13 protein-coding genes are annotated in these 13,364 nt (G+C 71.4%); 11 read left to right on the forward strand and 2 right to left on the reverse strand.

Translation table 11 applies throughout. The annotated features are described in order from the left end of the window. Nucleotides 1-61 precede the first annotated feature (61 nt). A complete protein-coding gene (locus tag ACIRNI_RS01695; protein WP_403547380.1) occupies nt 62-796 on the forward strand; it encodes an enhanced serine sensitivity protein SseB in 735 nt (244 codons plus the stop codon). Nucleotides 797-829: 33 nt separating this feature from the next. Then, nucleotides 830-1,612 (forward strand): enhanced serine sensitivity protein SseB C-terminal domain-containing protein, encoded by a 783-nt coding sequence (locus ACIRNI_RS01700; protein WP_403547382.1) that lies wholly within the window; start codon nt 830-832, stop codon nt 1,610-1,612. 56 nt (nt 1,613-1,668) lie between these two features. On the opposite strand, the gene ACIRNI_RS01705 is transcribed toward ACIRNI_RS01700, so the two are convergent. After that, nucleotides 1,669-2,433, reverse strand: coding sequence for a hypothetical protein (locus ACIRNI_RS01705; RefSeq protein WP_403547384.1), 765 nt, complete (start codon nt 2,431-2,433; stop codon nt 1,669-1,671). 394 nt (nt 2,434-2,827) lie between these two features. Here ACIRNI_RS01705 and ACIRNI_RS01710 point away from each other — a divergent pair, with 394 nt between their 5' ends. The 8 genes from ACIRNI_RS01710 (at nt 2,828) to ACIRNI_RS01745 (ending at nt 11,462) form a co-directional block, all read left to right on the forward strand. After that, on the forward strand, nt 2,828-4,498 hold the full coding sequence (locus ACIRNI_RS01710) for an ABC transporter substrate-binding protein (protein ID WP_403547385.1): 1,671 nt from the start codon (nt 2,828-2,830) through the stop codon (nt 4,496-4,498). Nucleotides 4,499-4,586: 88 nt separating this feature from the next. Next, nucleotides 4,587-5,591, forward strand: a complete 1,005-nt coding sequence (locus ACIRNI_RS01715) for an ABC transporter permease (RefSeq protein ID WP_403547387.1) — start codon at nt 4,587-4,589, stop codon at nt 5,589-5,591. 1 nt (nt 5,592) lies between these two features. Further along, complete coding sequence (locus ACIRNI_RS01720) at nt 5,593-6,546, forward strand: ABC transporter permease (RefSeq protein ID WP_403547389.1); 954 nt, start codon at nt 5,593-5,595, stop codon at nt 6,544-6,546. Nucleotides 6,547-6,552: 6 nt separating this feature from the next. Beyond that, complete coding sequence (locus ACIRNI_RS01725; protein WP_403547391.1) at nt 6,553-7,557, forward strand: ABC transporter ATP-binding protein; 1,005 nt, start codon at nt 6,553-6,555, stop codon at nt 7,555-7,557. Further along, the gene (locus ACIRNI_RS01730) at nt 7,554-8,654 is read left to right on the forward strand and encodes an ABC transporter ATP-binding protein (protein ID WP_403547392.1); all 1,101 of its coding nucleotides are present in this window, start codon (nt 7,554-7,556) and stop codon (nt 8,652-8,654) included. Before ACIRNI_RS01725 ends, ACIRNI_RS01730 begins: the two co-directional genes overlap by 4 nt. A 34-nt stretch (nt 8,655-8,688) precedes the next feature. Then, a complete protein-coding gene (locus ACIRNI_RS01735) occupies nt 8,689-9,369 on the forward strand; it encodes a trimeric intracellular cation channel family protein (RefSeq protein WP_403547394.1) in 681 nt (226 codons plus the stop codon). Nucleotides 9,370-9,396: 27 nt separating this feature from the next. After that, entirely contained in the window at nt 9,397-10,224 is an 828-nt protein-coding gene (locus ACIRNI_RS01740) for a thioesterase family protein (RefSeq protein WP_403547396.1), read from the forward strand. Between the two features lie 68 nt (nt 10,225-10,292). Further along, complete coding sequence (locus ACIRNI_RS01745; protein WP_403547398.1) at nt 10,293-11,462, forward strand: cysteine desulfurase family protein; 1,170 nt, start codon at nt 10,293-10,295, stop codon at nt 11,460-11,462. Here ACIRNI_RS01745 and ACIRNI_RS01750 read toward each other — a convergent pair. Next, complete coding sequence (locus ACIRNI_RS01750; protein WP_403547400.1) at nt 11,455-12,135, reverse strand: N-acetylmuramoyl-L-alanine amidase; 681 nt, start codon at nt 12,133-12,135, stop codon at nt 11,455-11,457. The two genes, ACIRNI_RS01745 and ACIRNI_RS01750, sit on opposite strands and share 8 nt — an antisense overlap. Nucleotides 12,136-12,207: 72 nt before the next feature. Here ACIRNI_RS01750 and mnmA point away from each other — a divergent pair, with 72 nt between their 5' ends. Then, nucleotides 12,208-13,356, forward strand: coding sequence for a tRNA 2-thiouridine(34) synthase MnmA (gene mnmA, locus ACIRNI_RS01755; protein WP_403547402.1), 1,149 nt, complete (start codon nt 12,208-12,210; stop codon nt 13,354-13,356). Nucleotides 13,357-13,364 lie beyond the last annotated feature (8 nt).

The raw sequence follows: 13,364 nt of genomic DNA on the forward strand, positions 1-13,364 counted from the left end.
CCGGACGGTTAGGGTGCCCTGAAAGACGCGCCGCACGGGTGGGAAGGACGAGGGGACACCAGTGGACACCGCATGGCCGGCCAATGAGCTCGAAGAGGTGCTCGCCGCCTCCCTCGGCAACCCCGCGGCCGGAGCCCGGCTCGTCGAGGTCCTGGGCCGCAGCCCCTTGTGGATCCCCCTCCCCAAGGGCGGCGGCCCCGACAGCCCGGACCTCGACCTGCCCACGCTGGAGCTGGACGGCCAGGCGTACGTCCCCGTCTTCAGCTCCGAGCAGCAGTTCCTGCGGTGCGTCGGCCCCCACATGGCGTACACCGTCGCGCCCGCCGTCGAGTTCGCCCGCGGCCTGCCCCCGCAGCTCGGCATCGCCGTCAACCCCGGCGGCGCCGTGGGCGCGCCCCTGCCGCCGCCCGCCGTCGCCGAACTGTGCCGCGTCGGCCGCACCCCGCTGGACGGGCCCGCGAGCGGCGCCCGCGTGCGGCTGTTCGAGCCCGACTGGCAGGAGGACCCGGTCGACTTCCTCTCCGCGGCGGCCGCCGAGTTCGAGGCCACCGGCACCGTCCTCACCGCCCGCCGCGCCCTCGCCTCCATCGAGGGCGGCGCCCCGACGCTCTTCGTCGGCGTCCAGCTCTCCTCCTGGGAGGGCGCGGACCGTAACGTACCGATGGACGCCCTCGGCCGGGCGCTCGGCCGCGTCCAGGTGCCGTGGCCGGTCAACCTGGTCCTGCTCGACATCGCGCAGGACCCGGTGGGCGACTGGATGCTGGAGAAGGTACGGCCCTTCTACCAGCGGGCCTAAGCTGGTGCGGTGGACCGAAGAGGGGGACCCAGGGTGAGCGCGCAGAGCACCGCGGCGGCCGGGCCGATCGAGCAGCTGCTGAGCAACGTCACGCCCGGACGCTACGACGCGTACGAGGCGCTGCTCGCGGCCCTCGCCGAGGCCCCGGTCTGGATGCTGCTCTGGCACGGCCAGGCCGGCTCGCCCGACGCCCAGTACGGCAACATGGAGGTCGACGGCCTCGGCTACGCGCCCTGCGTCACCTCCGCCCAGGAGCTCGCCGTCTCCGGCTGGAACCGCGCCCACGAGGTCATCACCGGCCGTGACATCGCCCGCGCGCTCTACCCCGACCGCTGGGGCATCTGGCTCAACCCGCACGCCCCCGGCGGCGGCGTCGGCATCCCCTGGCCCGACCTGCGCCGCATCGCCACGGGCCTCGACCGGATGCCCGCGGGGCCGCTGAAGCTCTCCGAACCCGGCATCCAGATCCCGCAGTTCTACGCCCTGCTGACGCAGAACGCCCACCGCACCCCGGCGGTTCGCTCCCTGCGCCGCGTCTGGGTCCAGCCCGCGCTCGGCTCGCCGTACCTCGCCATCGGGCTCGACCTGTACGACACGAGCCAGGCCTCCGTCGACGCGGTCCGCGCGATGATGCGCGAGTCGATCGTGGCGGTGCCGGAGGGGCTGCCCGTCTCGACGGTCGCCATGTCCGACGAGTACGACCCCATCACCCTGTGGCTGCGGGCCAACGCGCGCCCCTTCTACGACCGCGAGGCGCACGCGACGGCCCCGATGGTCCCGGGCGGTGGCTACGGCTACCCCCCGCAGGGCTCCTGACACAACCGCGCCGGGCGGGTGAGACCCGGTCCGGCGCGGCGTGAGGGGTCCGGCTGTCAGGTGCCGGGCTTGGGGTAGAGCAGGTTCAGCACGCCGAAGTCGTCCGAGGACGGATGCTGCGGGAACTCGGGTACGGACAGGCAGCTGTTGGTCGAGCCGTTGTGGTCCAGGCCGAGCGCGTGCCCCATCTCGTGGCAGGCGACGCTGCGCCGGGCCGCGTAGGTGTTCGGGGTGACCTGGTCGTTGAGCTTGACGGTGACCGACCCGTCGACGAAGTAGCCGCCGGATGTGTTCGCCTCGGTCACGCCGTACCAGTCGGTGCCGTAACTGCCGCTGTACACGTGGACGCAGTGACGGCCGCCCCCGGGGCAGCCCGCCGTATGCCAGCGGTAGTACGCGTCGATGCCGGGCGCCTGGTACCAGTCGACCCGGGCGTCCGTCACCGGCCAGGAGTCGCTGGTGTGGTCGAGGAAGTACACCTGCGGGTCGTTGAACGGCCCGTAGGCCCATTTGGCCCCGCACCAGGCGGAGGCGGTGCCGACGTAGGGTGCGCAGCCGAAGGTGCCGATGCCGGCCTTGCCGCCGGGGCTGCCGGCGTCCTGCACACCGCGGACGCCCTGCCGCCGCAGGCCGGCCCTCAGCTGGTCGGCGCTGACGCCGGGCGCGGGGTCGTACACCGCGATGTAGGTGGTTCCGTCCGCTCGCGGCTGGACGACGTAGACGGCGTCGTCGTGGGATGCCCGCACGGTGGCCCGCTCTGCCGGGGCGCTCGGCCGGGCCTGTCCGACGGGCGCGGAGAGTGCCATGACGATCGTGGTCACAGCCAGTGCGAGGGCGGCTTTCGATCTTCGTAACACGTCACGTTCCCCCTGCTGCTCGTGACCGGTCCCGCCGCCCGTTGCGGCGGGATCGTGAACGGCCACCGAGCAAGACCGGGCAATCGTGGCATGGACTCGTCAAGATGGGGGGTGTGCGATCGCGCCACTTCCCACCGGCCTCCGGGGCCGGCGGCGCGGCCCTCTGAACCGCCCCACATGTCACGGGTGTTACGCCTCCCCGCACGCTTGTCCCGTAACTGACCGGTTTGGCGAGTGTCCGGGTCTCAGGTAGGTATCACCGCTATGCGGACTGTTCTCCGCCGACGTACGCCTGGGTAGTGTTCGGCCGGTCAAGACCACCATCTCTCCCGTCACGGCGGAACCCCTGGGGGGACCCATGCGAATATTCAAGTCCCGGTCCGTCCGGGCGATCACGGCGGCGCTGGCCGTCGGGATGATCGCCACGGGCTGTGCCAGCGAGCGCGGCAAGGGCGACGACAAGGCCGGTGACAAGGACACCTTCGTGTTCGCCGGCGCCGGTGACCCCACCTCCCTGGACCCCGCCCTGGCGAGCGACGGTGAGACGTTCCGGGTGACCCGGCAGGCCTTCGAGGCGCTGCTGGAGCACGAGTCCGGCGGTACCAAGCTCGTCGGCGGGCTGGCCGAGAAGTGGTCGAGCGACCCCACGGGCACCGTGTGGACGTTCAACCTCCGCAAGGGCGTGAAGTTCCACGACGGCGAGGCGTTCAACGCCGCGGCCGTCTGCGCGAACTACGACCACTGGTTCAACTGGAAGGGCACGTACCAGTCCAGCGCGGTCTCGTACTACTGGCAGAGCATCCTCGGCGGCTTCGCCAAGAACGAGGACAAGGAAGCCCCGAAGCCCAACTACAAGTCCTGCGCCGCCAAGGACGAGAACACCGCCGTCATCACGGTCAACGAGCCCTCCGCCACCCTGCCGGGCGGCTTCTCCCTCCAGGCCCTGGCCATCCACTCGCCGAAGGCCATCAAGGCGTACGAGAAGCAGGAAGCCACCGCCAAGGGCGAGGCCATCACGTACCCGAAGTACAGCCAGGAGGCCGGCACGGTCGCCGGCACCGGCCCGTACCGGATCACGAAGTGGAACAAGGGCAACAAGGAAGTCACCCTTGAGCGCTTCGACGACTACTGGGGCGAGAAGGCCAAGATCAAGAACCTGGTCTTCCGCACCATCGACACCGAGGACGGCCGCCGCCAGGCGCTCCAGGCCGGTGACATCGACGGCTACGACCTCGTCGCCCCGGCCGATGTGAAGACCCTGGAGAACGCGGGCTTCCAGGTCCCCACCCGTGACGTCTTCAACCTCTTCTACGTCGGCTTCTCCCAGGAGAAGAACCCGGCGCTGAAGAAGCCCGAGGTCCGCCAGGCCCTCGCGCACGCCATCGACCGCGACAACATCGTCAAGACGCAGCTCCCCGAGGGCGGCAAGACGGCCACGCAGTTCATGCCGGAGACGATCGCCGGCTACTCGGACAAGGTGAAGAAGTACCCCTTCGACACCAACAAGGCCAAGCAGCTCCTCGCGGCCGCGGGCGAGTCCGGTCTGAGCCTCGAGTTCTGCTACCCGACCGAGGTCACCCGCCCGTACATGCCCGCTCCCCAGGACATCTTCGAGCTGATGAAGTCCGACCTGGAGAAGGCCGGCATCAAGGTCACCCCCAAGCCGCTGAAGTGGGCCCCCGACTACCTGGACGCCACCGAGGCCGGTGCCTGCGCCCTGCACATGCTCGGCTGGACCGGTGACTACAACGACGGCTACAACTTCATCGGCACCTGGTTCGCCAAGTACGACAAGCAGTGGGGCTTCAAGGACACCACCGTCTTCGACGCGGTGACCGCCGGCTCGAAGGAGGCGGACCCGGTCAAGCGCGTCGAGGCGTACAAGAAGGCCAACGAGGTGATCATGGAGTACCTGCCGGGTCTCCCCGTCTCCTCCTCGCCGCCCGCCATCGCGTTCGGCAAGAACGTCAACCCTCCGAAGGTCTCCCCGCTGACGCAGGAGTACTTCTCCGAGGCTTCCTTCAAGTAATCGCACCTCACGCGGGGTCCGCCCGGCCACAGCAGTCCGTGGCCGGGCGGACCCGCATCTGACGCACGTTAAGAAAGGGGCATGCGGGGTGCTGCGACTCGTCGTACGAAGACTGCTACAGCTCATACCCACCCTGCTCGGCCTGTCGGTTCTGCTCTTCCTCTGGCTGAACCGGCTGCCCGGCGGACCCGCCTCAGCGATCCTGGGCGAGCGGGCGACCGAAGCCGAAGTGGCGCGCATCAACCGGCTCCTGGGCCTCGACCAGCCGGTCTGGGTGCAGTACGGGCGCTTCCTCAAGCGGCTCTTCGAGCTCGACCTCGGAACCTCCACCCAGACCGGCCAGCCGGTGTGGGACGAGTTCGCCCTGCGCTTCCCGGCCACGGTCGAGCTCAGCCTGGCGGCGATGTTCATCGCCGTCGTCGTCGGCATCCCGCTCGGCTACTTCGCGGCCCGGCGGCGCGGCAGCTGGCTGGACGTCACGGCGGTGTCCGGCTCGCTGGTCGGCATCTGCATCCCGGTGTTCTTCCTCGCCCTGCTCCTCAAGGGCGTCTTCGCCGTCGACCTGGGTCTCTTCCCCAGCTACGGCCGCCTGTCCACCGGCCTCGACGCCACCTCGGTCACCGGCTTCGCCGTGCTCGACGGTCTGCTGACCGGGGAGTTCGACGCTACCCTGGACGCCCTCCACCACCTGGTGCTGCCGGCCATCGCGCTCGCCTCCATCCCGCTGGCGGTCATCGTCCGCATGACCCGCGCCAGCGTCCTGGAGGTCCTCGGCGAGGACTACGTCCGCACAGCGGAGTCCAAGGGCCTGGAGAAGCGCGTCGTACGCGGCCGGCACGTGCTGCGCAACGCGCTGCTGCCGGTGGTCACCGCGATCGGTCTGCTGACCGGATCGCTGCTGTCGGGCGCGGTCCTCACCGAGTCCGTCTTCGCCTTCGGCGGTATCGGCTCCTTCATCCGCACCGCGATCGACGACCGCGACTACCCCGTGCTCGTCGGTTTCATCATGTTCATCGCCATGGTGTACGTCCTCATCAACCTGCTGGTCGACCTGGCGTACAGCCTCATTGACCCGAGAGTGCGGGTGCACTGACGTGAGCACCAAGACTGACAAGATCGAGCGCCTCGCGCAGCTCACCGTACGCAACGAGGCCACCGCCGGCGGCAGCCTGTGGCGTGAGGCCTTCCGCCGCCTGAAGTCCAGCAAGATGGCGCTCGTCGGCGCCGTCATCATCGCGGTCTTCGTGGTCGTCGCCGTGCTGGGCCCGTGGCTGGCCCCGCACGCCCCCACCGCGCAGACCTGGCGCGGCGAAGTCTTCCCCAACCAGGGCAAGTTCATCGGACCGCGGGGCGAGAACTGGTTCGGCCTCGACCACCTCGGCCGCGACCAGCTGTCCCGCTTCCTCGTCGGCTCCCGGCAGACCCTGCTGGTGGGTGTCGTCTCGATGCTCATCGGCCTGATCGTGGGCGCGGTCATCGGCCTGCTGTCCGGAGCCGCGGCGACGCTCGGCGGTCAGGCGGGACGCCGGATCGACACCTTCGTCATGCGCGTCACCGACATCATGCTGTCGCTGCCGTCGCTCCTGCTCGCCGTCTCCATCGCCGCCGTGATGGGCCAGTCCCTCACCACCGTGATGATCGCCGTCGGTGTGGTGCAGGTGCCGATCTTCGCCCGGCTGCTGCGCGGCTCGATGCTCGCGCAGGGCGGTTCGGACTACGTGCTCGCGGCGCGGGCGCTGGGCGTGCGCAAGCGGCGCATCGTCGTCACCCAGATCCTGCCGAACTCCCTGAGCCCCGTGATCGTGCAGGCGACCCTCAGCCTCGCCACCGCGATCATCGAGGCGGCGGCCCTCTCCTACCTGGGCCTCGGCAACCCGGACCCGGCCGTCCCCGAGTGGGGCGTGATGCTCTCGCAGGCGAGCCGCTTCTTCGACAACGCGCCCATGATGTCGTTCTTCCCGGCCATCGGGATCATCATCACGGCTCTCGGCTTCACGCTGCTCGGCGAGGCCATGCGCGAAGCCCTCGACCCGAAGCTGCGAGGCTGAACTGCCATGCCACTGCTCTCTGTTGACGAACTCACCGTCACCTTCGGCGGGCGCGGCCGTACGCCCTCGACGGCCGTGGACGGCGTCTCCTTCGCCGTCGACCAGGGCCAGGTCGTCGGCCTGGTCGGCGAGTCGGGCTGCGGCAAGTCCGTGACCTCGCTCGCGCTGATGGGCCTGCTGCCGCGCAAGGGCGTCACGGTCACCGGCCGCGCCGACTTCGACGGCGCCGACCTGCTGACCATGAGCCCCAAGCAGCTGCGCGACATGCGCGGCAGCCAGATCGCGATGATCTTCCAGGACCCGCTGTCGTCGCTGAACCCGGTGGTACCCATCGGGGTCCAGGTCACCGAGATCCTGGAGCGCCACCGGGGCCTGAAGGGCGAGTCCGCCCGCAAGGAGGCCGCGTCCCTGCTCGACCGGGTCGGCATCCCGGACCCGAGCCGGCGCCTCAAGGAGTACCCGCACCAGCTGTCCGGCGGCATGCGCCAGCGCGCGCTCATCGCCATGGCGGTGGCGTGCGCCCCCCGCCTGCTCATCGCCGACGAGCCGACCACCGCCCTGGACGTCACCATCCAGGCGCAGATCCTGGAGCTGCTCAAGGAACTGGTGGACCAGGAGGGCACCGCCCTGCTGATGATCACCCACGACCTGGGCGTCGTCGCCGGACTGTGCGACCAGGTCAACGTCCTGTACGCGGGCAAGGTGGTGGAGTCCGCGGGCCGCCGCGAGCTGTTCGCGCACCCCACCCACCCGTACGCGCACGGCCTGCTCGGCTCCATCCCGCGCCTGGACGCCCCGCGCGGCGAGCCGCTCAACCCCATCCGCGGCTCCATCAACGACAAGATCGCCTGGGCCGACGGCTGCGCCTTCGCGCCCCGCTGCGACCACTACACGATGGAGTGCCTCACCGGCACCCCCGAACTGACCGAACCACGAGCGGCCGGACACCAGGTGCGCTGCGTCAACCCGGTCCTGCCCCCGGTCCTGCCCACGGCGGAGGTCTCGGCATGAGCCTGCTCGAACTCAAGGACCTGAAGGTCCACTTCCCCATCCGCAAGGGCATGATCTTCGACCGCACGGTCGGCCATGTGTACGCGGTCGACGACGTCTCCCTCTCCGTCGAGTCCGGCCAGACGTACGGGCTCGTCGGCGAGTCCGGCTGCGGCAAGACGACGCTGGGGCGCGCGGTGCTGCGCCTGGTCGACGTCACGGACGGCGAGGCCGTCTTCGACGGTACGGACCTGGCGAAGCTGCCGGACGAGGAGATGCGCCGCTTCCGGCGGCGGCTCCAGATGGTGTTCCAGGACCCGCTGGGCAGCCTCAACCCGCGCCAGAACATCGAGTCGATCCTCTCCGAGGGGATGGCCGCGCACGGGATCGGCGCCAACCAGGAGGAGCGCCGCGAGAAGATCAAGGCGATCCTCGCGCGGGTCGGCCTCCCGGACAACGCCCTGTCCCGCTACCCGCACGAGTTCTCCGGAGGCCAGCGCCAGCGCATCGGCATCGCCCGCGCGCTGGTCCTCGAACCGGACCTGATCATCTGCGACGAGCCGGTCTCCGCGCTCGACGTGTCGATCCAGGCGCAGGTCGTCAACCTCCTGGAGGAGCTCCAGGAGCAGCTGGGCCTGACGTACCTGGTCATCGCGCACGACCTGGCCGTGGTCCGCCACATCTCGGACGTCATCGGCGTGATGTACCTGGGCTCCCTGGTGGAGGAGGCGCCGAGCGACGCGCTGTACGCCGCGCCGAAGCACCCGTACACCAAGGCCCTGATGTCGGCGGTGCCGGTGCCGGACCCGGAGGTCGAGGACCGCCGCGAGCGGATCCTGCTCCACGGCGACCTCCCGTCGCCCGCGAACCCGCCCACCGGGTGCCGCTTCCACACGCGCTGCCCGTGGAAGCAGGACACGCTGTGCGCGACGGACCGGCCGGAGCTGCGGGACGCGGGCGGGGGCCACAAGGTGGCCTGCCACTTCGCGGCCGAGATCGAGGCGGGCACGGTCGAGCGGACCCGCGCGACGGGCATCGAGGCGGTCACGGAGACGGCGGCGGTGGCTGCCGAGCCGGAGCCTGAAGCCGATCCGAAGGCGGCGGACCAGGTCGTATGACGGCCGGGAGCACCGGACGATGTAGAACTGTCCGGTGCTCCAGGAACTCTTCACGCCCTCCGTCCAACACGCGCTCGAGCTCGTCGGGATCTTCGTCTTCGCGATCTCGGGCGCGCTGCTCGCCGTACGCAAGAACTTCGACGTGTTCGGCATCGCCGTCCTCGCGGAGGTCACGGCGCTGGGCGGAGGGCTGTTCCGGGACCTCGTCATCGGCGCCGTACCGCCCGCCGCGTTCACCGATCTCGGTTACTTCGTGATGCCGCTGGTCGCCACGGTCCTGGTCTTCTTCCTGCACCCGCAGGTGGAGCGCACCCAGACCGCGGTGAACGTCTTCGACGCCGCCGGCCTCGGCCTCTTCTGCGTGTCGGGCACGACGAAGGCGTACGAGCACGGCCTCGGTCTGACCTTCTCCGCCGTGCTCGGCCTCGCGACCGGCGTCGGGGGCGGCGTGCTGCGCGACGTGCTCGCCAACGAGGTGCCCTCGCTGCTGCGCTGGGACCGGGACCTGTACGCCGTGCCCGCGATCGTCGGCGCCACCATGGTCGCGCTCTGCATCCGCTTCGATGTGCTGAACCCCTTCACCAGTGGCCTCGCCGCCCTCACCACGTTCGTCCTGCGCCTGCTGGCCCTGCGCTTCCACTGGCGTGCGCCCCGGGCCTGGAACCGTCGCTCGGCGCGCTCCGAGGACGAACTCCCGCAGAAAGCTACCGCTTAGTAGTTACTTGTTGTACGGTTCCGTGCCATGGACAGCGAGTTCGAGTTCGACCGCGACACCGCGGTGACCCTGCGCGAGCCGGGCGTCTACGACGCCGAGCTCTCCGCCGGCTGGACGATCATCCACGCCGTCAACGGCGGCTACCTCCTCGCCCTGCTCGGACGCGCTCTCGGGGACGCCCTGCCGCACCCCGACCCGTTCACGATCTCGGCGCACTACCTCACGCCGTCGGTGCCCGGACCCGCCGTGATCCGCACCGAGACCGTCCGCACCGGCCGCACCCTCTCCACCGGCCAGGCGTCCCTCTTCCAGTACGCGGACGACGGCTCCGAGGTCGAGCGCATCCGGGTCCTCGCCTCCTACGGCGACCTCGACGCCCTCCCCGACGACGTCCGCACCACCGCCAAGCCGCCCGCCATCCCGCCGCGCGAGCACTGCTTCGGCCCCTCCGACGGCCCGGCCCCGCAGATCCCGGGCTCCTCCGCGATCACCGAGCGCCTCGACATCAAGCTCGACCCCGCGACCCTCGGCTGGGCCCTCGGCGCCCCGTCCGGCAAGGGCGAGATGCGTGGCTGGTTCGGCCTCGCCGACGGCCGCGACCCGGACCCGCTGTCCCTCCTCCTCACCGTCGACGCGCTGCCGCCGACCTCCTTCGAGCTGGGCCTCAAGGGCTGGACCCCGACCGTCGAACTCACCACCCACATACGCTGCCGCCCCGCCCCCGGACCGCTGCGGGTCGCCATCACCACGCGCAACCTCGCCGGCGGCTTCCTGGAGGAGGACGCCGAGGTCTGGGACAGCGCCGACCGCCTCGTCGCCCAGTCCCGCCAACTCGCCCGCGCGCCCCGGTCATAGCCGGCGTCCGGCCGGGTGCTCGCGGGCGAGGACGCCACCCGGCCCCCGCCTCGTAGAATCGAGGCACCATGGCCTACCTCGACCACGCCGCGACGACTCCGATGCTCCCGGAGGCGATCGAGGCGATGACCGCCCAGCTCCCCGTCACCGGCAACGCGTCCTCGCTGCACTCCGCCGGGCGCCGGGCCCGCCGTACCGTCGAGGAGGCCCGCGAGACCCTCGCCGAGGCGCTGGGGGCACGCCCCAGCGAGGTCGTCCTCACCTCCGGCGGCACCGAGGCCGACAACCTCGCCGTCAAGGGCCTCTTCTGGGCCCGCAGGGCCGCCGACCCGCGCCGCACGCGGGTGCTGGCCAGCCCCGTCGAGCACCACGCCGTCCTGGACGCCGTGCACTGGCTCGGCGAGCAGGAGGGCGCCACGGTCGAGTACCTGCGCGTCGACGCGTACGGGCGCGTCCACCCGGACGCGCTGCGCGAGGCCATCGAGCGGGACCCGGACAGCGTCGCGCTCGCCACCGTGATGTGGGCCAACAACGAGATCGGCACCATCATGCCGGTCGCCGAACTGGCCGCCGTCGCGCGGGAGTTCGGCGTCCCCCTGCACTCCGACGCCGTACAGGCCTTCGGCCAGGTCCCGGTCGGCTTCGCCGACTCGGGGCTAGCCGCCATGACGGTCTCGGGCCACAAGATCGGCGGACCGTACGGCATCGGCGCCCTGCTGCTGGGCCGCGAGTACACCCCCGTCCCGGTGCTGCACGGCGGCGGCCAGGAGCGCCACGTCCGCTCCGGCACCCTCGACGTCCCGGCCGTCGCCGCCTTCGCCGTGGCCGGGCGCCTCGCCGCCGAGCGCCGGGAGGCGTACGCCCGCGAGGTTGGCGCCTTGCGCGACGCGCTTGTCGACGCCGTCCGCACGGCCGTCCCGGACGCCGTCCTCGGCGGCGACCCCGACCCGGCGGGCCGCCTGGCCGCCAACGCGCACTTCGCCTTCCCCGGCTGCGAGGGCGACTCGCTGCTGCTGCTCCTGGACGCCCAGGGCATCGAGTGCTCCACCGGCTCCGCCTGCACGGCCGGCATCGCCCAGCCCAGCCACGTCCTGCTCGCCACCGGCATCGACCCCGACCTGGCGCGCGGCACCCTGCGCTTCACGCTCGGCCACACCTCCACGTACGCGGACGTCGAGGCGGTCGCGAAGGCCATCGGCCCGGCGGTGGAGCGGGCGCGGACGGCGGGCCTCAGCTAGCGGCGGACCCGGAGCCGGATCCCGCGGGCGCCGCGGCGCGCACCAGCTTCATGTACCGGTCCCAGTCCCAGTGCGGACCGGGGTCGGTGTGATCCGTGCCCTCCACCTCCACATGGCCGATGACGTGCTCCCGGTCGGCGGGTATGCCGTACCGCGCGCATATGCCCGCCGTCAGCCGCGCCGACGCTTCGTACATCGCCGCCGTGAAGTCCTGCGGGCGGTCCACGAACCCCTCGTGCTCGATGCCGATGCTGCGCTCGTTCATCTCCCGGTTCCCGGCGTGGAAGGCCACGTCGAGCTCGCGGATCATCTGGGCGATGTGCCCGTCCTTGCGGACGACGTAGTGGGTCGCGGCGCCGTGCCCCGGGTTCTTGAAGACCCGCAGGGCGGTCGGATAGCTGCCCTGGACGACATGGATGACGACCCGGTCGATCGTGTAGTCGTCGGGGCGGTCCGCGCGCCGCCAGTTGGCCCGGGCCGCCGCCGTCCACTCCGCGCCCCGGTGGTCCAGCTCGCCCTCGACGCGCTTCTTCTCCATGCCGGGCAGCCGCCACCAGGCACGCTTCAGCTCGTCCCGGGCCAGCACCGCCGTGCCCGCCATGGCCGCGCCGCCGCCGATCAGCACCGCGCGCCGGCCGACCCGTCGCTTCCCCGCCCTGTCCGTACGCCCCATGTGATCGTCAACGCACGCGCGTACCTATTCGGTTCCCGGACGCTTCCCTCGGCCCCGTACCCTGGTAGCGCTATGACTCAGACTCCGCAGCGGACCCCCCAGCGCCCCCTCCGTGTCCTCGCCGCCATGTCGGGCGGCGTGGACTCCGCCGTCGCCGCCGCCCGTGCCGCCGAAGCAGGCCACGACGTCACCGGGGTGCACCTGGCCCTCTCCGCGAACCCGCAGTCCTTCCGCACCGGCGCACGCGGCTGCTGCACCATCGAGGACTCGCGGGACGCGCGCCGCGCGGCCGACGTCATCGGCATCCCGTTCTACGTGTGGGACCTGGCCGAGCGGTTCCGCGAGGACGTCGTCGAGGACTTCATCGCCGAGTACGAGGCGGGCCGCACCCCCAACCCGTGCCTGCGCTGCAACGAGAAGATCAAGTTCGCGGCCCTGCTCGACAAGGCGCTCGCGCTGGGCTTCGACGCCGTCTGCACCGGCCACTACGCGACCGTGGTGACCAAGGAGGACGGCACCCGGGAGCTCCACCGCGCCTCCGACATGGCCAAGGACCAGTCGTACGTCCTCGGCGTCCTGGACGAGAAGCAGCTCGCCCACGCCATGTTCCCGCTGGGCGACACGCTCACCACCAAGGACGAGATCCGCGCCGAGGCCGAGCGCCGCGGCCTCGCCGTCGCCAAGAAGCCCGATAGCCACGACATCTGCTTCATCGCCGACGGCGACACCCAGGGCTTCCTGGCGTCGCGCCTCGGCAAGGCGGAGGGCGACATCGTCGACGAGACCGGCACCAAGCTCGGCACCCACGACGGCGCGTACGGCTTCACCATCGGCCAGCGCAAGGGCCTGCGCATCGGCCACCCGGCGCCCGACGGCAAGCCCCGCTACGTCCTGGACATCTCCCCGGTGAACAACACCGTCACGGTCGGCCCCGCCGAGGCCCTCGACGTCACCGCCCTCACCGCGATCAAGCCCCGCTGGTGCGGCACGGCCCCCTCGGGCCCCGGCACCTACACGGCCCAGCTCCGCGCCCACGGCGGCGAGACGCCGGTGACGGCCGAGCTGGTCGACGGCGAACTGCACGTCGCCTTCGCCGAGCCGGTCCGGGGCGTGGCCCCGGGCCAGGCGATCGTCCTCTACGACGGCACCCGCGTGGTCGGCTCGGCGACGATCGCGACGACCACGCGCCGCGACGCCCCGGAGCCGGCCACGACGGCCTGACCCGGAAG

The sequence above is a fragment of the Streptomyces sp. NPDC093546 genome (assembly GCF_044765045.1).
In the GTDB taxonomy this organism is placed as follows: domain Bacteria; phylum Actinomycetota; class Actinomycetes; order Streptomycetales; family Streptomycetaceae; genus Streptomyces.